The sequence below is a fragment of the Buttiauxella ferragutiae genome, from assembly GCF_022637515.1.
In the GTDB taxonomy this organism is placed as follows: domain Bacteria; phylum Pseudomonadota; class Gammaproteobacteria; order Enterobacterales; family Enterobacteriaceae; genus Buttiauxella; species Buttiauxella ferragutiae.
This window is the reverse complement of sequence record NZ_CP093332.1, coordinates 4,593,522-4,613,855: the sequence shown is the minus strand read 5'-3', so window position 1 is coordinate 4,613,855 and position 20,334 is coordinate 4,593,522. Positions and strand designations below refer to the sequence as shown.

Annotated in this window: 10 protein-coding genes, 1 tRNA gene and 3 rRNA genes; 8 read left to right on the top strand and 6 right to left on the bottom strand. The window is 50.2% G+C overall.

Features of this window, described 5'->3' with window-relative positions; translation table 11 throughout:
* The 5 genes from MNO13_RS21240 to MNO13_RS21220 are packed head-to-tail and all read right to left on the bottom strand — an operon-like array spanning nucleotide 1 to nucleotide 7,537.
* On the bottom strand, nucleotides 1-1,542 hold the full coding sequence (locus MNO13_RS21240) for a restriction endonuclease subunit S (RefSeq protein WP_241939262.1): 1,542 nt from the start codon (nucleotides 1,540-1,542) through the stop codon (nucleotides 1-3).
* Nucleotides 1,539-3,692, bottom strand: coding sequence for an HsdM family class I SAM-dependent methyltransferase (locus MNO13_RS21235; protein WP_241939261.1), 2,154 nt, complete (start codon nucleotides 3,690-3,692; stop codon nucleotides 1,539-1,541). The genes MNO13_RS21240 and MNO13_RS21235 overlap by 4 nt, the downstream gene beginning before the upstream one ends.
* Nucleotides 3,693-3,742: 50 nt before the next feature.
* Complete coding sequence (locus MNO13_RS21230; protein ID WP_338423818.1) at nucleotides 3,743-4,129, bottom strand: hypothetical protein; 387 nt, start codon at nucleotides 4,127-4,129, stop codon at nucleotides 3,743-3,745.
* On the bottom strand, nucleotides 4,126-5,469 hold the full coding sequence (locus MNO13_RS21225) for an McrC family protein (RefSeq protein WP_241939259.1): 1,344 nt from the start codon (nucleotides 5,467-5,469) through the stop codon (nucleotides 4,126-4,128). The genes MNO13_RS21230 and MNO13_RS21225 overlap by 4 nt, the downstream gene beginning before the upstream one ends.
* A complete protein-coding gene (locus MNO13_RS21220) occupies nucleotides 5,462-7,537 on the bottom strand; it encodes an McrB family protein (RefSeq protein ID WP_241939258.1) in 2,076 nt (691 codons plus the stop codon). Before MNO13_RS21220 ends, MNO13_RS21225 begins: the two co-directional genes overlap by 8 nt.
* Nucleotides 7,538-8,002: 465 nt before the next feature.
* Here MNO13_RS21220 and MNO13_RS21215 point away from each other — a divergent pair, with 465 nt between their 5' ends.
* From MNO13_RS21215 to MNO13_RS21190, 6 genes are all read left to right on the top strand, one after another.
* Nucleotides 8,003-11,626, top strand: a complete 3,624-nt coding sequence (locus MNO13_RS21215; RefSeq protein ID WP_241939257.1) for a DEAD/DEAH box helicase — start codon at nucleotides 8,003-8,005, stop codon at nucleotides 11,624-11,626.
* Nucleotides 11,627-12,534: 908 nt separating this feature from the next.
* Nucleotides 12,535-14,076: ribosomal RNA gene (locus MNO13_RS21210) — 16S ribosomal RNA — on the top strand.
* Nucleotides 14,077-14,166: 90 nt separating this feature from the next.
* Nucleotides 14,167-14,242: transfer RNA gene (locus tag MNO13_RS21205), tRNA-Glu, on the top strand.
* A 217-nt stretch (nucleotides 14,243-14,459) separates the two neighbouring features.
* A 23S ribosomal RNA gene (locus MNO13_RS21200) occupies nucleotides 14,460-17,368 on the top strand.
* Nucleotides 17,369-17,479: 111 nt separating this feature from the next.
* Nucleotides 17,480-17,595 (top strand): 5S ribosomal RNA (gene rrf / locus MNO13_RS21195).
* Together the 16S, 23S and 5S rRNA genes with 1 tRNA gene alongside form the textbook arrangement of a ribosomal RNA operon.
* 184 nt (nucleotides 17,596-17,779) lie before the next feature.
* Complete coding sequence (locus MNO13_RS21190) at nucleotides 17,780-18,253, top strand: VOC family protein (protein WP_064540307.1); 474 nt, start codon at nucleotides 17,780-17,782, stop codon at nucleotides 18,251-18,253.
* Between the two features lie 70 nt (nucleotides 18,254-18,323).
* Here MNO13_RS21190 and MNO13_RS21185 read toward each other — a convergent pair whose 3' ends face one another.
* On the bottom strand, nucleotides 18,324-18,776 hold the full coding sequence (locus MNO13_RS21185; RefSeq protein WP_064540304.1) for an acyltransferase: 453 nt from the start codon (nucleotides 18,774-18,776) through the stop codon (nucleotides 18,324-18,326).
* Nucleotides 18,777-18,964: 188 nt separating this feature from the next.
* Between MNO13_RS21185 and glgS the strand changes: the two genes are divergently transcribed.
* Nucleotides 18,965-19,171 (top strand): cell surface composition regulator GlgS, encoded by a 207-nt coding sequence (glgS, locus tag MNO13_RS21180; RefSeq protein WP_121814397.1) that lies wholly within the window; start codon nucleotides 18,965-18,967, stop codon nucleotides 19,169-19,171.
* A gap of 182 nt (nucleotides 19,172-19,353) precedes the next feature.
* Complete coding sequence (tauA, locus tag MNO13_RS21175; protein WP_422387203.1) at nucleotides 19,354-20,328, top strand: taurine ABC transporter substrate-binding protein; 975 nt, start codon at nucleotides 19,354-19,356, stop codon at nucleotides 20,326-20,328.
* Nucleotides 20,329-20,334: the final 6 nt, after the last annotated feature.

The following is a 20,334-nucleotide window of genomic DNA, read 5'->3' as shown; positions in this document are numbered from 1 at the left end:
TTATTCTTCAGCCTCAGCTTGTGCCGCATCTTCCAGCAAACTGTATAACTCATCCACATCGCTAAATAGCGGTGTGGCGCCTTCAATGGCATAACCCTCAGCACTTAGTTTGCTTAAAATCGCCTGGTCTAAGCTGTTGTCGCCATCTTCCAGGGCTTGTTGGGCCTGGATTAATTGTTGCTCGGTCAGTTGGCCTTCGATTAGGGATTCGACGAGATTTTTTGCTGAAACCGTAAGGCTTTTAGAAGCCCTTATAGCGAGCTCATAACTATTTAGTAATGCTAGATACTGTGTTTTTTCATTTAGTACATACTCAGGAATATTCAGAGCTAGCAACTCTTCTTGCCCTATTTGTGGTTGCACAGCACCATAGCTAATTTTATGCAGTAACACTTTGCCAGCTGATGAATTTAGGAATACAGCAACAGCTGCTGCGGTTTCCTCATCTTCGAATTCTAATCGGATTAGATGACTACTAATTGTGCAGCCTTTATCTAAGGCATGTACTTTAACGGCTGTTCCGATTGAGCCAGTGCGTACAACTAATACGCAAGTTTCATGAATTACCGCTTTTTGGGGAACATCAATGCTTTTACTGATTTTAGGTGCAGATTGCGCGTCCAGCCGACCTGATGAAACCTCTGAAACAGTAATATAAGCTAGGCCATTTTCTATAAATGAGCGTTCTTCAAAACCATTTGCAACTGACTTAATTAAAGCCGCCAGCGGCGTACCTGTTTTGCGTGTGAAACGATGAACTGCAATTGCTTTGTTCCCATAATACTTAGGATCTAGCCGGTTAGATAAATCAATCAATTGCGGTCTAGTGATTTTCTTTTCAGGCGTTCGGCAAGCTGATAAATAATCATCGCTAGAAGTCAGTAAGTCCTCAATAGAAAGCGCCAGTCGCTTCGCCCAAGCGCGCAACAGCTCGGCTTGGCGAACTTTATCCCCGATGTATTTTTGGGCCTCAGGGCATGGTACCGATATCTTAATATTTCTAATGTCTTCCAGGTTTATGCCTGCTTGAACGGACCCCGTGACATAACGTTCAAATTGTAAAGTGCCAATCCTGCATGTGATAAATGCCCAAATATATCTAGCATCTGCGATTGTTGGATCGATCTTAATTCTCGCTGTGTGCCTACCTATGTTGCAATTTTCTGTGTCTTGAGGGCAAATTGCTGCTTTTCCTGCATACCCCCCCATAGCGACAAGTAAATCATCGGGTTGTATATGAGAACCTTTGAACGCATTATGTTGTTCTAAAGAAACTCTTTTGAGTTGGTCAAATTGAATGCCTGGCTCATCAAAAGAAGCAATTGTTACCATTTTGGGACTGCTTTCATTTTCAACAAACTGAGGCATATCAATACCACGTCGTATAGGTGTACTGCGCTCCCGCATCTCTTCTAAAGTAAGGCTAGTACTACTTTTCTCAATTAGCTCCGCGTTTTCCACATATACGTTGCCGTAATATTCAGCATCTAAACGACTAACATCTAAACTGGTACAATCAACACGATTAAATTCCGCCATCATTCACCACGCTTATAAGCAGAAACAATCTTATCCAGATCGTTTGCAACACCGGCGTTATAATCTTCGATGTTGTTTTTCACCACGTAGCCCAAGGTTTCAGCCACTGCCATAAAAACGTCGGTTTGTGGCTCGGGCAAAAATTGTTCTGGCTGGTTGGGGTTAGCATGGCGTTTTTGTAAATACAAAATCGAGGTTTTGGCGCCTGTGCCGGAGAGCTTAAAGCAGTCACTTGGCAGAGAAATCACTGCTTTGACGATGGCTTTACCGCCAACAAACTCGCCGGTTTTTTCGTCTTTTTTGCCCATAATGTACTCACGGACATAACGGTCACCGGAATTACATAAAATACCATCGGGCAGCACTATTAACAGGCGGCCACCGGGTTTAAGCAGTTGCAGGCAGCGGTCGATAAAAAGTACGGCCGGATCAATGGTGGCACCTACTGGTTGCCAGTTGCCCTTGCTGTCGGGTTTGCTGCCCAGCGCGAGCCCACCGGTTGTAGGCTGCAGGCTGTAAAACGGCTTTTTATCAGTACCGCCCGTTTTGCGTAAATCGGTACGATAGCCTGCCCATTTAGGCTCGCCGTTGTCATCCAGCTCTAAATCGCCGATATCTTGCCATTTCATTTTTACGTGGTCGTACCAGGCGTTGTAGCTATCAACGACTTTTTCAGCTGGGCGAAAACCACCGAGCACTTGCTCCATATTGGCTTCGTAATTGGCTTTTGAGTTTTGACCATTTTTGCCTTTATCAAATTTAGGCGTACCGAACGGCGGGTTGGTGCAAATCAGATCAAAGCTATTGGGCTTCAGAGCGTTAGTGGTGAGCGAGTTATCGGTATAGAAAATCTGTGCTTTGGGGGCGCCTTGCAATGCCATATTCACGCGAGCCAGCATGACCATACGCGGTGCGGCATCGGCACCGGTAAAAGCACTTTTACGCAGTAGCTGTTTTAATGCCTTTTTTTTATCGTCGGCCAGCACCAGTTTAAAGTCGATCCATTTATCAATCTGGCTTAACGCCACCGAGCCAAAACCAAAGGAGCCACAGGTTGGGTCGCAGAAACGAAAATCGCCATTGGCTAAACGCGGCCGCATCTCATCGTCATCGTCGATGTCGTGCATGGCAATTTCCAGCATGGCCTGTTTTACTGGGTTTGGCGTCAAATAAACACCAAGGCCACCTTTGGATTCAAAGTTAGCGCGTAGGAAGACATCAAACACCCTGCCTAGTAAATCACCCGACACATCACCTAAAGTGCCGTGTTTTTTAGCGGTTTTACCATCGTTGGTTTTGACTGGCCCTAAGTTTTGGATAGCTTCGAGCAAGTCTTGATAGTTTTTCGCCACCGACAGGCGCAAGTGTGTCTCTTTACCAAAGATGGCATTACGTGAGCCATCATCCGAAATCACTACATAGTCTTCGTGGCTTTTAAATTCCTCAAAGGCGGCTTTGATTTGTTCAACGGCTTTATCGCCATGTTTGGCCACATATTGCCAATCATAGACGTCACGAAAACGCAGGGTATTACCCGCATCGTCTTTAAAGGTAAGGTCTTCATCGTGATGGACTCGGAAGCTTTCTAAAAACAGTAACTTAGCCACTTCTTCGATGATGTCGTTCTTGTCGTTTACCTTGTCTTTGGTGACGCGATAAACATTTTCATGAAACGCATCAAAACGCTGCATTAAGCGGGTATAGACACGCATCGACCAGCGGAAGGTTTGGTCGCGTTCCATGCGGTCAAAACTACGCAATTCTTCCAGACTTGGCAGGGTATCGACACCATGGGTACCGTCGGAGCCATCTGCACCAAACAAGGCTAAAATGCGTTGGTTAATACCATCGTCCACTACGGCAAATACCGGCCAGTCACCTTCAATATCACTTAAGAACTGATAGGCTAAATCATCAAACTTTGCGGTATCGGCCGCGTATTCCCAATGGCCTTCCTCCAGCGCAAGTATCATTACAGGTGGCGTTAAGTTGCCCTCGACCAAGCCTTGAAGGAGTCCTGCTTTGGCGAATTCGTGTTCGGATAGCTCAACCAATGGTTGAGTAAACTCGGTATGCTGTTTGACTAGTTTATTGAACAGTACTTCTAGCTGCTGTTGCGGGTCTTGTTTTTTTGCTTTTGCTTCTTTTGCCATGATGTTTTCTAAATTCCTTTAATACAGCCAATGGTTACTACAAGTGCCGGCTAATTTATCAATACCAGCAAGGGGCCTTTAATCTCTATCTGCGCGTGCTTTTGCGCCAGTTTGCGTATCTGCTGTTCACTGGTCGTAATACCAGCAGGGAGCTTTTTCAGTACTTGTGCCAGGGGCATGCGCCCACCAGCTTGTTGTAACAATGATACTAAATGTGCCGCAACATCAGGTGTAACCTGGTACGTTGCCGTTGTGGACTCTTTTAGATGATTACTTTGAGGCAATGAGGCAAGCCATAGCGAAACTTGAGACTGGCTAAAGCCAAGTGTTTGCCAGAGAGTTTGGTTTTCATTAAATACAACGGCAGCGCTTCTGGGAGCTGCTGTTTGCTGAGTCATTAGTTGTTCCAGGCTTTGTCGCTGGTATTCATGGGTCATCTCATGCCTCCAATATAGGATACTGAAGCAGCCATCCGATCTGGGTTGGGTCTCATTGTACAGGACACATCACTCGCCCACATCATCCTCTCCCCGCGCTTTGCCATTATCCGATATGGCACAACCCACAATCTTAAGGTGTCAGAGAAAGCAAAGTGCTGCTGTATCGGCTGGCTAAAGTCATCATGCGCAGGGTAGATCATGTACATTTCACCAGTCCCATTAAGATACTTTTGGCCGTAGGCAAACATTTGATAGAAGTCGGATTGCGCCAGCCCATACAGTGATTTTTTTTGTGAGTTGTTATTCACCAGCTTCCATTTTGTATCCATCACCATTTTGGTTTGAACCGGTTGGCGTGATTGAATCAACAAGTCTGGGCGAAGTTTAAAGCAGTCGTTAGGCCCATGCTTCACCAAGGAATAAGTGGCAGCCTGCGATTTAACTTTGAGTTGAGGGGGTAATTCGTCGGGGAGGGTTTGTGCAACAAAGGACTCAAATACCGCTTCCATAGGGAACAAAAGTGATATCGCTTTGGTGTTTCCCTGCAAGGCACTTGGGCTCATCCCTCTGAGGATCAACTGTGCCCAGGCCATTGGCTCGCTGTAATGAGCCATACCACGCTCAATGCGTAGGCTGTTTATATCGCTTTCAATATCCCGACTCAGTGGAATACCGTCAAAAGCAAAGCGCAGTTCGTAAAGCCAGCGTTGATTCTCAGATGAAAGCTTCAGGCTAAGTAGCTTATCCAGCGCTGAATGTAAGAGCCGATTGGCTGAACAATCCGGCATGTAGTCATCATAATCGACACAAAACTTATGACGATTCACCACGTTATGCCGCAACTGTGTGGAAAGCATCAGCTTGCCCTTCATAAAAGACAGATTACCTTGCTCGCTCACATAGTCGGAGCGCAAACCTTGTTTAAGCAATTGGCTGACGCTTTGCAAAAACTGGCTGATAAAAATCTCGAGCAAAGGCATGCGCTGTGCCTGAAGAGTGGCCTGCTGGGTTTGAATATGTCGAAACCCTGGCAGGTGGCTTAGCATCGTGATGAATGTTTCTCTTGCACTCGCAGCCGTGAGGTTTTTACCAATCTTGGGCAGTATCTCAAGCTGGAAACCGTGAGGCGTAGAAAGCATCCCCGCGTAGTTTTGCACCTGAAGCAATTTAAAACCTGAGCGAGAGGTGAGTTTGAGAAACTGGCTTCCTTGAATGCTAGTTAGGCTAAGTGTCTCTAAATAATCAAAGACCTGTTGAGGGACCAGCTTTGCGCCAACTGAAGCCGCTTTTCCACTCCCTAGGAGGTCATATTCAAAAACAGAGAGCACTTCACCCATGGTTTAAAGCCTGCTCATCAAGAGTGGTCTGCTGTGGCTGATAAATAGCGCGGTAAGCCTGTGGCATATTCCAGATCTCTTCATCAAATGCTTCGAGCTCGTAAGCTGTCGATTGCTGATCATGGCGTCGTAAAGCATGATTGTTACCAAAAAGCGTATCCAGATCGTCGGTTTTCTCAATCACGAATTGCAGGCTGTCGTCTTGTTTCTGGTTGTCTGCCAGCACCAGCCTGATCTTGTTCCAGTCATCGAAAAAGTATTCCTGCAACAGCGGAATGATCTTTTTCTGGAATGCGATCTTCAATTGTTTAAACGCAGCTTCTTCATCACCGGCATCGAGTGCATTTTTTACCGGCATAAAGAACGCATGCCCTAGCGTATGTTCACGATCGTAAAGTGCTTCGATGCGGCTGTTGAGTTTCTCTAACAACGACTCGAGTTCTATGCCTTTCACCTTAGTTCCACTCAGTAAAGAGAGATCAGGCATCATCTCGACAAAGTCAAAGCGACGGCGCAAAGCCGTGTCCATTAGAGCTAAAGAACGATCCGCAGTGTTCATGGCTCCGATGATGTCGACATTGCCAGGTACACTGAAGTGATCACCGCTATAAGACAGTTGCAGGCTCATTGCATTGGACATACCCGCACGCTTGTCTACTTCAATGAGCGAAATCAACTCGCCAAAGATCTTGGAGATGTTGCCGCGATTGATCTCATCAATGAAAATGGCGTAGCGATGTGCTGGATCGGCATTGGCACGCTGACACAGGCGCATAAAGATACCCGGCTCAATAGGGTAAGAGATATTGCCACTTTCGTCAGAGCGAGCGCGGATACCTTCAATAAATTCTTCATAGCCGTAAGATTGGTGGAACGTAACCACTGCAAAACGCTGGATGGCTTCGGCAGATTTAGGACCGTGCTTAAGTTCGGCGTAGAGCTCAACCAAATCCTCCACTTGCTCGAGCTGTGAATCAACTAGCAACCATTCGCTTTTATCTGTTTTGTTAAATACAGCAGGTTCACGCCGATTCTTATAATCAACGGTTAACGACTCGGGAACTGTGTAGGATTGCAAAGCAGCCCAGGCAGTATTTGATAAGTTACCATTACGACCATTCAATAATGCCTTACGTTGAAACCACGTATGCTCAATAATTTGGCGAACTTTGGCTCGTTTCCCTAGATCGAACAGTACCAGTACAATGACCTGCATCCAGTTTAACGATTCAAGACGAGAATCCAGCCAGGCATCAAGATCGGCTGGGACAGCTTGGGATGTGTACTCTTTCATCTTTTGCTGCAAGGTGAAGGTCTTGCCAGTGCCCGGGGGCCCAAAGAAGATCACATTACTTGGCGAATGTGAGAGGGGCTTAATTTCGGTGAGCTCACTACTGGTTGTTGATGTGGTGGTGGATACTTTCTCCTGTCTCTGTTCATTATCGCGTTCGCGTAATAATTCATAGAGATGCCAAATAGCCATATTCACGTAATAAGGATCTGCATTGGGAGATTGGGCGTGTATGGCTTGCTTCAATTCATTGTTTTTCTGCAACCAATTACCGTTCAGTGCCAAACCGAGGTGGAATTTCTTATTCAGAAAATCTGCCGCTTTAGTAAACGCATTCTCATCCACTGTACTGGTGCAGGTTTCTGGCGAAAACGCGGCAAAGACACGATTTCTCAAACTCCAATACATACGCTTCAGAAGTCCGGTTTCTTTGGCCTGCTTTAGAGCATCGCCAACATATTGGTAGGTTGCTTCATCCGGCTGCTGACGAATACGTTCGGTTAATTCTCTGAGCAGTGGCAGGCTTTGCTGATATTCCGCTAAAGACGGAACACCCTGGCGAATACTGGCAATACCGTTGCCACGTTCATACCAAAGCCGTTTGACCAAATCATCCGTTTCAGGCTCAGTAAAAGTTGAGGTTTGCTGTAGCAAGGTCGTAAATTCGCGGTATCGCTGATCCCACTTTGAAGCTGCGTAATTTTTATCTTTCGCCAGGGTATCAATCAATTCACTGATCGTCAGCTTGCCTGCTTCGACACTATCCACAAGATCCATCGTGAGTTTCCTTTACTGTGACATTGCTTACTAGATAGCTAGTGTGCTGTTTTATAACTTATCTTACCAAGCATGTGTTTGTGGCCAAGCGCCATGAGTAAGATTTTCAATGCAAATTACAGTTTTTTCATATTATTGAATTTATTGTTCTCAAACGAGTTTTTAGCACCTTCACCTTGAGTTGTGATTATCGTATTCCTTTGTTGTGCTGAAGAGTTGTTGTTATCAATGGAGTATGAGCAGTGCGGATATTAGTGCAGAGCAGGCGCCCCTTCTGGGTTAGTAAGGTGCGATGGCTTTGAGTTGGAAGAGGAAAGGGCGGGGGAGATTAACGATGTAAGGGATGAGGTTCGCTGTCTTGACACTGTTCTGAACGTCGGCCGTGAGCGGAAGTTAACAGTTTTAGAAATCAAGCTAATTAGCATAAAATCTCTCAACTGAAGTGGTATGGAGCAGCAGAAATAAATGACGACAAGGCAGTATGCGCAAAAATCAATCTTCGATCTGGAAGCAATCTTCGAGCAGTCGCGCAACAACGCTAGTGTACTTGAAGGGCTGTTGAACGAGCTGACATTTCGCAACACTGCCAAAGCGCGGACGCTGACGACTAAAATCGAGCAAGCCCTAACCGCACTTAACGGTCGCAGCGTGGTCTCCATGTCGGGTTCCAGTCCATCAGCGCGTCATCCCGGTTCGGCGTCCACGCAATCCTCCCAAGTTGTGCCCCGTGAAGCGCCTGCAACGGCAGTGCAACTGCGACAGAAGGCTACTCCGGGCCCTGTCATGCTACAGCAATTCGGCAACGACCAGATCGACCCAGGTCCGCTCCCGTCTTTCTCTCCGTCAGGTAAGGCGAATGATGCGCGCGCGATACTGGCAGCATGGATAGCCCTCGAAGCACTGTCGCCTCAAGGCTATAAGCGCCCAGAAGATATGGCAACCGGCGACCGCTCCAGGGTTGCCCTATTGGATCGAGGCATTCCATGGGGACCAAATGCCCGTAGCAAGCCCAGCCATAGGCTTTATTTCGAGGTCGTCCTCGGCGCCATCGCTCTCGACAAGGCGACGGACGAACTGGTCAAGGTTTTTGGCGAGGACGAGGAACGTTCACGCCCGGACGGCAAGAAAGCGGCCATCGGCTCGATCCTGATCGACAAGGAAGGCTATGTGCTTGAGGACAACGGCGTCGCTGTTTCCAGTTTTGCCTGGGCGCTCAAGCCGGCACTCGATCTGAAGCTCGGGAGCTTAGGGGCTTGGCCGAAAGTAGAGCTGCGCATTATCGAGCGTCTGGATCGGATGGTTCGCCGCCACAACGAGGATGGAGAACCCATACCGATCGATCTGGATGTCGTTCTTAACGCTCATAGATGGCTTGTGTCGCAGTTCGGTGTGCCCGAGCATTTGGTTGAACCACCCACATTCGTACTCAAGGTGTTTCATCATTTCAAGGCCAAGGCGCCGCCTGAGCCTTCGTTGCTGAATTCCTTCTATCTTGAAGATCTCGGCGAAGCAGCAGAATTGATCGAGGCGGGCAAAGCCGGAACCGGTTTGCGGCGCTACATGGGAATTGGCAGGCCTGACCAGAAAATCGATGTGCTATCGCCCGTTTCCGCAGTCGAACCGTTCGTCGCACCGTCGCTCATGCCGCAGGCTCGTTGGCCTTCGCAAGGCGGCCATCCATTGGTGCTGCTTCAACAGGCCGCTGTGAATGCAGCGCGTGCTGAGCTGATTGATGCTCCGGGTATCATTGGCGTCAATGGGCCGCCGGGAACCGGAAAGACCACTCTTCTCCGGGATATCGTCGTTGGTTGCATTCTTGATCGGGCCACTGCGATGTCCGGCTTCAACAAACCGCAGGATGCTTTTTCCACAACAGGCGAGAAGCTGGCATTCGGCTCTAATGCCTTCCTGCACTTCTACAGGTTACATGCATCCTTGAAGGGCCATGAGATCGTCGTTGCGTCCTCCAATAACAAAGCGGTCGAAAACGTCAGCAAAGAGCTTCCCCTCAAGGAAGCCAATGGTCGCCATGAACAGATCGCCTACTTCCGGTCCATCAGCGACCTGATTGCGAACCCCAAACGCGCTGGCTATTTCGAAGCCGAGGGCGACACCCTCTCCGATCCTATCGAAACCTGGGGATTGATCGCCGCCGCGCTCGGCAAGAGCAGCAACCGAGGCGCGTTCCAGCAGGGTTTCTGGTGGAATGAGGACGGCGGTTTCCTTACCTACCTGAAAGCAGCTCGCGGCATGAACGTCATGCGTGAGATCAAGGACGAAGAAACTGGCGCAATCATTGATCGCGTGATGCCCAGCGTGGTCGTCAATGAGCGGCCCAGCACCAACGAAGCGGACGCTGCTGCAGCTTGGCGCAAAGCGCGAACCACATTCCTTAAGCTCAAGGAGACAGTGGACGCCGAAATCGCCAGCATCGAAGGGATGCGAGGGGATATCCGGGCGCTCAAGGGGGCGACCATCGAACTTCAAAAGCTGAAACAGCTTCGTCCGAGCCTGGATGAAGCCGTCGAACAGGCACGCCAGATTGCGGAATCCTGCCATCGGGATCAGGAGAAGGCAAAGTCGCAGGTCGAGAGGGACAAGACCTTGCTCGATAGCCATCTTGCTGGCCGTCCGGGTTTCTTCTCCCGCTTATTCGGGACTGCAGCCTGGAAATCGTGGAGATCGACACTGCAGAAGCTTTCGGCAACCTTGCAGCAATCAGCCCTACTAGTGCAGGTTGCGGATGGCGCTTTGGAGCTTGCAAGGACTGAGTGGAGCAATGCTCAGTCCCAGTTACAGCAACTCGACCATGGAATTTCCAGCAGATGGCAGGCAGTCTCGGAATTGAAGGCGACCGCGGCGCAGGCACGAAACCGCATGGGCGACAGAGTCGTTGACGAGCTGTTCTTCGAGCGCGAGCACGAGGTTATCCACCTGACGGCGCCATGGCTTCCCGATGAGGTTCATCGCCTGCGTGAGGACCTGTTCGCCGCCGCCTTGGCTGTGCATAAAGCGTTCATCGATGCTTCGGCCAGCCGCTTGCAACACAATCTTGGGCTATTGATGTCGGGCATGGTGGCTGGTGCCTTCCAGTCTCCCGCTCATCGTGAACTCCTCCCCGATCTTTGGTCGAGTCTTTTCATGGTGGTGCCGACTGTGTCCACGACGTTCGCCTCTGTCCGGACGATGTTCGGGGATCTGCCACCAGAGAGTATTGGCTGGCTGCTGGTGGATGAAGCGGGCCAGGCCGTTCCTCAGGCGGCAGTTGGAGCGATCATGCGGGCAAAGCGCTCCATCGTAGTGGGCGACCCGTTGCAGATCCCACCTGTGGTTTCGCTTCCTGAGAAGCTGAACGCCGCAATCTGCAAGTTCTTCGACATTGACCAGATCGAATGGTCTGCCCCCGCTGCATCTACGCAGACCCTTGCGGATCAGGCATCGCGCTTCAAATCCACCTTCGTCACAGACGTAGGTGATCGAGAGGTCGGGCTGCCACTCCTCGTTCACAGGCGCTGCCAGAACCCAATGTTCGATGTCTCTAACTCCATCGCCTATGCCGGGCAGATGGTCCATGCTGTCGGGCCTAAAAGGCCTGGACCAATCGGCTCGGCATTGGGGCGAGCTCGCTGGATCGACGTCAATGGCGATGCTGAGACGAAGTGGTGCCCCGACGAGGGCGACGCGGTTGTACGAATGCTCAAAGAGCTGGCAGCATCGGGCATTACAAATCCTGACGTCTTTATCATCACACCATTCAAGATCGTAGAGCAGAACATGCGTCGGCGTCTCGACAGTGAGACTGATCTGCTGCGGGCGTTAGGCGTAAAGTTAGATGAGTGGAGCCGTGATCGTGTAGGCACGATCCACACGTTCCAGGGCCGAGAGGCGGACACTGTCATCCTGCTGCTGGGTGCGCCGAAAGCTAGCCAACAAAGGGCGCGTCAGTGGGCGGCGAGCCCGCCAAACATTATCAATGTAGCCGTCTCACGCGCCAAGCAAAACCTATATGTGGTCGGCTCGGCTGCTGCATGGGCGGGGGCGGGAACTAGCCTGCAGGTCCTGCAGCGGCAATTGGCGCAATCAGCCTGACAATCTCCGAGGCGCCATTCATTGTTTAAGAATAGCGTTGCATCGACCAGTTGAACTCACAGCCAAAAGCGGACGTTCCTTGGTTCTAGAAATGCTCTGATGTAGTGGCCAATTTTTGTTGGCCACTACAACTTATAAAGGAACGATGCGTGCGGGGTTCATCGTGGCTCGGCAGTAACAACAGTTCACTTGAGAAAGACCGGATACATTCACGCACGATGCTGCTGCCATCAAAAGCCTTGCTCTCCATGTCGCCAACTTCTTATGCCTTCTATATATAGAAGGAAGAACAGGAGATGGCATGTTTAAGGCAGATCCCGTGGTTAGGAACGCCAACCTCGGCTTCGCGGAGGATATAAACGAGCGGTGAGGCAGAAAAATTCGTCTTCATGGGGCGTTTCTGGTGTTGCTGATGACGTTATTACTGACTTTGAGGTGAGTTTATCAAGGGGAGTCGATAATTTTTGTGGATAACTTTGTGCACAACTGCGTATAAGGCGGGGTTTTGCTGTGGAATGCAGCAGTCAGTAAAATTACTGCATATTTAGGCTTGCAGCCTCAGCAGAACTCCCTATAATGCGCCTCCATCGACACGGAACATGTGAACAACATCACAGAGTAACGGCGGCGATGAGAGTCAAATATCCTGAAATTAAGGGTTGACTCTGAAAGAGGAAAGCGTAATATACGCCACCTCGAGTTAGCAAGCGAAAGCGCCTAACTCACTGCTCTTTAACAATTTATCAGACAATCTGTGTGGGCACTCGCAGGATTGATATCTCAGATACCTTCGGGTATCAAAAAAATATCAAGTCTTGAAGAGTGACCAAGCAGTAATTCATTTAGTTGAATTATTACGAAAGTTAATTTTTGAGCACCGCTTCACGAGTTGAAGCAAATCAAGCTTTTAATTGAAGAGTTTGATCATGGCTCAGATTGAACGCTGGCGGCAGGCCTAACACATGCAAGTCGAGCGGTAGCACAGGAGAGCTTGCTCTCTGGGTGACGAGCGGCGGACGGGTGAGTAATGTCTGGGAAACTGCCTGATGGAGGGGGATAACTACTGGAAACGGTAGCTAATACCGCATAACGTCTTCGGACCAAAGAGGGGGACCTTCGGGCCTCTTGCCATCAGATGTGCCCAGATGGGATTAGCTAGTAGGTGAGGTAATGGCTCACCTAGGCGACGATCCCTAGCTGGTCTGAGAGGATGACCAGCCACACTGGAACTGAGACACGGTCCAGACTCCTACGGGAGGCAGCAGTGGGGAATATTGCACAATGGGCGCAAGCCTGATGCAGCCATGCCGCGTGTATGAAGAAGGCCTTCGGGTTGTAAAGTACTTTCAGCGAGGAGGAAGGCATTGTGGTTAATAACCGCAGTGATTGACGTTACTCGCAGAAGAAGCACCGGCTAACTCCGTGCCAGCAGCCGCGGTAATACGGAGGGTGCAAGCGTTAATCGGAATTACTGGGCGTAAAGCGCACGCAGGCGGTCTGTCAAGTCGGATGTGAAATCCCCGGGCTCAACCTGGGAACTGCATTCGAAACTGGCAGGCTAGAGTCTTGTAGAGGGGGGTAGAATTCCAGGTGTAGCGGTGAAATGCGTAGAGATCTGGAGGAATACCGGTGGCGAAGGCGGCCCCCTGGACAAAGACTGACGCTCAGGTGCGAAAGCGTGGGGAGCAAACAGGATTAGATACCCTGGTAGTCCACGCCGTAAACGATGTCGACTTGGAGGTTGTTCCCTTGAGGAGTGGCTTCCGGAGCTAACGCGTTAAGTCGACCGCCTGGGGAGTACGGCCGCAAGGTTAAAACTCAAATGAATTGACGGGGGCCCGCACAAGCGGTGGAGCATGTGGTTTAATTCGATGCAACGCGAAGAACCTTACCTACTCTTGACATCCAGAGAATTTGCTAGAGATAGCTTAGTGCCTTCGGGAACTCTGAGACAGGTGCTGCATGGCTGTCGTCAGCTCGTGTTGTGAAATGTTGGGTTAAGTCCCGCAACGAGCGCAACCCTTATCCTTTGTTGCCAGCGGTTCGGCCGGGAACTCAAAGGAGACTGCCAGTGATAAACTGGAGGAAGGTGGGGATGACGTCAAGTCATCATGGCCCTTACGAGTAGGGCTACACACGTGCTACAATGGCGCATACAAAGAGAAGCGACCTCGCGAGAGCAAGCGGACCTCATAAAGTGCGTCGTAGTCCGGATCGGAGTCTGCAACTCGACTCCGTGAAGTCGGAATCGCTAGTAATCGTAGATCAGAATGCTACGGTGAATACGTTCCCGGGCCTTGTACACACCGCCCGTCACACCATGGGAGTGGGTTGCAAAAGAAGTAGGTAGCTTAACCTTCGGGAGGGCGCTTACCACTTTGTGATTCATGACTGGGGTGAAGTCGTAACAAGGTAACCGTAGGGGAACCTGCGGTTGGATCACCTCCTTACCTAATAGATACGAACTTGCGTAGTGCTCACACAGATTGTCTGATGAAAGTAAATGAGCAAAAAGCGATATCCTGCAAAGGATTATTCGTGTCCCCATCGTCTAGAGGCCCAGGACACTGCCCTTTCACGGCTGTAACAGGGGTTCGAATCCCCTTGGGGACGCCATCTCCGATAATGTGTGAAAGACATTATCACCGAATATCTCAAAACTGACTTTCGAGTCACGTTTGAGATATTGCTCTTTAAAAATCCGGAACAAGCTGAAAATTGAAACGACATGTCGTCTCATTCCTCCGTAATAAGGAATGGGAATACGATATGTTCGAGTCTCTCAAATTTTCACAACATCGATTGTGTCTTACGAGACATCTTCGGGTTGTGAGGTTAAGCGACTAAGCGTACACGGTGGATGCCCTGGCAGTCAGAGGCGATGAAGGACGTGCTAATCTGCGATAAGCGTCGGTAAGGTGATATGAACCGTTATAACCGACGATTTCCGAATGGGGAAACCCAGTGCAATTCGTTGCACTATCGTTAAGTGAATACATAGCTTAACGAAGCGAACCGGGGGAACTGAAACATCTAAGTACCCCGAGGAAAAGAAATCAACCGAGATTCCCCCAGTAGCGGCGAGCGAACGGGGAGCAGCCCAGAGTCTGAATCAGTTTGTGTATTAGTGGAAGCGTCTGGAAAGTCGCAGGGTACAGGGTGATACTCCCGTACACAAAAATACACATGCTGTGAACTCGAAGAGTAGGGCGGGACACGTGGTATCCTGTCTGAATATGGGGGGACCATCCTCCAAGGCTAAATACTCCTGACTGACCGATAGTGAACCAGTACCGTGAGGGAAAGGCGAAAAGAACCCCGGCGAGGGGAGTGAAACAGAACCTGAAACCGTGTACGTACAAGCAGTGGGAGCCTCTTTTATGGGGTGACTGCGTACCTTTTGTATAATGGGTCAGCGACTTATATTCTGTAGCAAGGTTAACCGTATAGGGGAGCCGCAGGGAAACCGAGTCTTAACTGGGCGTTAAGTTGCAGGGTATAGACCCGAAACCCGGTGATCTAGCCATGGGCAGGTTGAAGGTTGGGTAACACTAACTGGAGGACCGAACCGACTAATGTTGAAAAATTAGCGGATGACTTGTGGCTGGGGGTGAAAGGCCAATCAAACCGGGAGATAGCTGGTTCTCCCCGAAAGCTATTTAGGTAGCGCCTCGTGAACTCATCTTCGGGGGTAGAGCACTGTTTCGGCTAGGGGGCCATCCCGGCTTACCAACCCGATGCAAACTCCGAATACCGAAGAATGTTATCACGGGAGACACACGGCGGGTGCTAACGTCCGTCGTGAAGAGGGAAACAACCCAGACCGCCAGCTAAGGTCCCAAAGTCATGGTTAAGTGGGAAACGATGTGGGAAGGCACAGACAGCCAGGATGTTGGCTTAGAAGCAGCCATCATTTAAAGAAAGCGTAATAGCTCACTGGTCGAGTCGGCCTGCGCGGAAGATGTAACGGGGCTAAACCATGCACCGAAGCTGCGGCAGCGACGCTTATGCGTTGTTGGGTAGGGGAGCGTTCTGTAAGCCGTTGAAGCTGGACTGTGAGGTCTGGTGGAGGTATCAGAAGTGCGAATGCTGACATAAGTAACGATAAAGCGGGTGAAAAACCCGCTCGCCGGAAGACCAAGGGTTCCTGTCCAACGTTAATCGGGGCAGGGTGAGTCGACCCCTAAGGCGAGGCCGAAAGGCGTAGTCGATGGGAAACAGGTTAATATTCCTGTACTCGGTGTTACTGCGAAGGGGGGACGGAGAGGGCTATGTTAGCCGGGCGACGGTTGTCCCGGTTTAAGCATGTAGGCGGAGAGTTTAGGTAAATCCGGACTCTTATTCAACGCTGAGGTGTGATGACGAGGCACTACGGTGCTGAAGTAACAAATGCCGCACTTCCAGGAAAAGCCTCTAAGCATCAGGTAGCATCAAATCGTACCCCAAACCGACACAGGTGGTCAGGTAGAGAATACCAAGGCGCTTGAGAGAACTCGGGTGAAGGAACTAGGCAAAATGGTGCCGTAACTTCGGGAGAAGGCACGCTGTCGGTAGGTGAAGTCCCTTGCGGATGGAGCTGAAGGCAGTCGAAGATACCAGCTGGCTGCAACTGTTTATTAAAAACACAGCACTGTGCAAACACGAAAGTGGACGTATACGGTGTGACGCCTGCCCGGTGCCGGAAGGTTAATTGATGGGGTTAAGCGCAAGCTGAAGCTCTTGATCGAAGCCCCGGTAAACGGCGGCCGTAACTATAACGGTCCTAAGGTAGCGAAATTCCTTGTCGGGTAAGTTCCGACCTGCACGAATGGCGTAATGATGGCCAGGCTGTCTCCACCCGAGACTCAGTGAAATTGAAATCGCTGTGAAGATGCAGTGTACCCGCGGCAAGACGGAAAGACCCCGTGAACCTTTACTATAGCTTGACACTGAACACTGGTCCTTGATGTGTAGGATAGGTGGGAGGCTTTGAAGCGAGGACGCCAGTTCTTGTGGAGCCAACCTTGAAATACCACCCTTTAATGGCTGGTGTTCTAACGTAGACCCGTAATCCGGGTTGCGGACAGTGTCTGGTGGGTAGTTTGACTGGGGCGGTCTCCTCCTAAAGCGTAACGGAGGAGCACGAAGGTTAGCTAATCACGGTCGGACATCGTGAGGTTAGTGCAAAGGCATAAGCTAGCTTGACTGCGAGAGTGACGGCTCGAGCAGGTGCGAAAGCAGGTCTTAGTGATCCGGTGGTTCTGAATGGAAGGGCCATCGCTCAACGGATAAAAGGTACTCCGGGGATAACAGGCTGATACCGCCCAAGAGTTCATATCGACGGCGGTGTTTGGCACCTCGATGTCGGCTCATCACATCCTGGGGCTGAAGTAGGTCCCAAGGGTATGGCTGTTCGCCATTTAAAGTGGTACGCGAGCTGGGTTTAGAACGTCGTGAGACAGTTCGGTCCCTATCTGCCGTGGGCGCTGGAGAATTGAGGGGGGCTGCTCCTAGTACGAGAGGACCGGAGTGGACGCATCACTGGTGTTCGGGTTGTCATGCCAATGGCATTGCCCGGTAGCTAAATGCGGAAAAGATAAGCGCTGAAAGCATCTAAGCGCGAAACTTGCCCCGAGATGAGTTCTCCCTGACCCTTTAAGGGTCCTGAAGGAACGTTGAAGACTACGACGTTGATAGGCTGGGTGTGTAAGCGTAGCGATACGTTGAGCTAACCAGTACTAATGATCCGTGAGGCTTAACCTTACAACACCGAAGGTGTTTTGGTTGAGAGACTATGACATTTGATTTTCAGCTTGAACCGAGATTAAGTTGATGGTTGTGTGGATAACACAACGGTTAACAAAACAGAATATGCCTGGCGGCACTAGCGCGGTGGTCCCACCTGACCCCATGCCGAACTCAGAAGTGAAACGCCGTAGCGCCGATGGTAGTGTGGGGTCTCCCCATGCGAGAGTAGGGAACTGCCAGGCTCCAATTAAGCAAAAAGCCCTGTACTGACGTACAGGGCTTTTTGCTGTCTGCGATTTATGCAATTTTCTCGTTATTTAAGCGATACAGACCACAGAAAAAGCCTCTTACACCCACAAAAAACCGATTCGGTACATACTTATGGTTGAAAAAACACCAAAGGCGCAATGCCAGGCAGGCTATCTTATGGCTAAGAATACTATCTGTATTTGGTACGATCATGATGCGGAAGATGCTGCTCGTTTCTATGCTGCGACCTTTCCAGACAGTAGCGTAGGTGCCGTCATCCCAGCTCCTGGCGATTATCCTGATGGTAAGGCTGGTGACACAATAGTTGTTGAGTTTGTCGTTGCAGGTGTGTCATGTATCGGCCTCAATGGCGGACCACATTTCAAACATAGTGAAGCCTTCTCCTTTCAGATATCCACCGAAGATCAGGCCGAAACGGACCGCTACTGGAATGCTATAGTCGGTAACGGCGGCCAGGAAAGCGAATGCGGTTGGTGCAAAGATAAATGGGGTGTTAGCTGGCAAATTACCCCGCGGGTACTAACCGAAGCCCTCGCCATGGGTGGGGATATCGCCAGCCGTGCATTTGGGGCGATGATGTCGATGAAGAAAATAGACGTTGCAGCTATTGAAGCGGCGATACGTGGTTGACGAACTGAACACACTGGACCTGAAGCCAGTGCGTTCCCATTCATCATAAAACGGCAAAGCCCTTGTGGCTCTAAATCTCTCGCAACAATCGAGCTGGGTTCCCTGCATAAATCCCCGGTTTAACAATATCCTTCGTCACCACACTTCCGGCACCGATCACCGCACCGCTACAGATATGTTCAGTCAGGATCGTACTACCGCTGCCGATAATCACATTATTGCCCAGCTGAATACTGACCCAGCTTTCAGGATCTGGGTTGAGCCTTCCGGAGCGGAAAAGGTCGTTGGCGAACGTTACGTTATGACCGATGAAGCAGTTTTTGCCCGTTATCACTTTCTCGCAAAGGAATGAATGTGACTGGATGCGTGTGCCCGCACCAATAATACAGTGCCTTTGAATCTCGACAAAAGGGCCGACAAATACACCATCGTGCAGGGTACATTCGTAGAGATTTGCCGGTTCGCATACTGTGACATCATCGCTGGCTGTCACATCTCTGATGCTGCTTTTTAATATTTTCATTCTTTCTCCGGGCTGCTGAAAGGTCGTATCAATTTGTCCGTTTTGTGAGCAGCTTCAAGCCTTCGAGTGTTATTCCTTTTTCTGGTAAAAGTACGCACATTTAGCTCAAAAAACATTCAAAAACTGGCGAATACTGAGACCAGATAAAGCATATGGCCTTTCACCAGAAATGAGCTAACCAGAGGAATATGCTGATGAAAAGAGACCTACAGGCAGTAAACAATTTCGATTTTCTGGCACGTAGTTTTGCTCGTATGTATGCACTTGGGCAAGTGGTTGATATTCAGGCTGTAACCGGCAACATGAGCACCGATCAGCAGGCCTGGTTTCGGAAGCGTTACGAGCAATATTGCCAGCAAGCGACTCGGGCTCGCGAGCTTGAGTTGGAACATTAATCCCAGCGGGCCATCGGGCCCGTTTCTTTTTCAGAACGCGTTTTACTCCATTCCCACTTCCCAACTATCCTTCCCCAAAATTAATCTAAAAATATAAAAGCATTAGCGATAATTTTTAATTCTTTTATCTAATCCTCGCCATTGGAAATACTGCTCCTAACCCCGATACAGGAGCACTCATCATGGTAACAAAACGACATTCTCTCTGGCTGGCCGCTCTGGCCCTTATTGCAGCACCGGCATTCGCAGTGGATGTCACCGTCGCGTACCAAACATCTGCTGAACCCGCCAAAGTCGCGCAGGCCGATAACGCTTTCGCCAAAGATAGTGGCGCAAAAGTGGAATGGCGCAAGTTCGATAGTGGCGCGAGTGTAGTACGTGCGCTGGCGTCTGGCGATGTGCAGATTGGCAATATCGGCTCAAGCCCGCTTGCGGTGGCCGCCAGCCAAAAAGTGCCAATCGAAGTGTTCCTGCTGGCCTCGCAACTGGGTAACTCTGAAGCGCTGGTCGTGAAGAAGGGCATCACCAGCCCGAAAGATCTGATTGGCAAACGCATTGCCGTGCCGTTTATCTCCACTACACATTACAGCCTGCTTGCGGCTCTGAAACATTGGGGCATCAAACCGGGCCAGGTTGAAATTCTTAACCTCCAGCCTCCGGCGATTATTGCTGCCTGGCAGCGTGGTGATATCGACGGGGCTTATGTCTGGGCACCAGCGGTCAACGAGCTGGAGAAAGAGGGCACCGTGCTGACCGATTCCGCGCAAGTGGGTAAATGGGGCGCACCAACGCTGGATGTCTGGGTGGTGCGTAAAGACTTTGCTAAGGCCCATCCTGAAGTTGTTGAAGCCTTTGCCAAAAGCGCTCTCGCCGCGCAGAAAAGTTATATCGATAATCCCGACGAATGGCTGAAACAGCCGGATAACCTCAGCAAACTTTCGCGCCTGAGCGGTGTGCCCGAAAGCGATGTTCCGGTGCTGGTTAAAGGCAATACCTATCTCACCGCCAGCCAGCAAACTGAGCAACTCAGCGGCCCGGTAAACAAGGCGATTGTCGACACCGCTCAGTTCCTCAAAGCGCAGGGCAAAGTCCCGGCGGTAGAGACGGATTACAGCCAGTTTGTCACCGACCGCTTCGTGAAAACACTGGCGCAGTAAGGAGTT

What these genes read in the sequence shown, in the direction of transcription:
- MNO13_RS21240 (WP_241939262.1), bottom strand. Translation starts at nt 1,542, where the DNA reads ATGATGGCGGAATTTAATCGTGTTGATTGTACCAGTTTAGATGTTAGT.
- MNO13_RS21235 (WP_241939261.1), bottom strand. Translation starts at nt 3,692, where the DNA reads ATGGCAAAAGAAGCAAAAGCAAAAAAACAAGACCCGCAACAGCAGCTA.
- MNO13_RS21230 (WP_338423818.1), bottom strand. Translation starts at nt 4,129, where the DNA reads ATGACCCATGAATACCAGCGACAAAGCCTGGAACAACTAATGACTCAG.
- MNO13_RS21225 (WP_241939259.1), bottom strand. Translation starts at nt 5,469, where the DNA reads ATGGGTGAAGTGCTCTCTGTTTTTGAATATGACCTCCTAGGGAGTGGA.
- MNO13_RS21220 (WP_241939258.1), bottom strand. Translation starts at nt 7,537, where the DNA reads ATGGATCTTGTGGATAGTGTCGAAGCAGGCAAGCTGACGATCAGTGAA.
- MNO13_RS21215 (WP_241939257.1), top strand. Translation starts at nt 8,003, where the DNA reads ATGACGACAAGGCAGTATGCGCAAAAATCAATCTTCGATCTGGAAGCA.
- MNO13_RS21190 (WP_064540307.1), top strand. Translation starts at nt 17,780, where the DNA reads ATGGCTAAGAATACTATCTGTATTTGGTACGATCATGATGCGGAAGAT.
- MNO13_RS21185 (WP_064540304.1), bottom strand. Translation starts at nt 18,776, where the DNA reads ATGAAAATATTAAAAAGCAGCATCAGAGATGTGACAGCCAGCGATGAT.
- glgS (WP_121814397.1), top strand. Translation starts at nt 18,965, where the DNA reads ATGCTGATGAAAAGAGACCTACAGGCAGTAAACAATTTCGATTTTCTG.
- tauA (WP_422387203.1), top strand. Translation starts at nt 19,354, where the DNA reads ATGGTAACAAAACGACATTCTCTCTGGCTGGCCGCTCTGGCCCTTATT.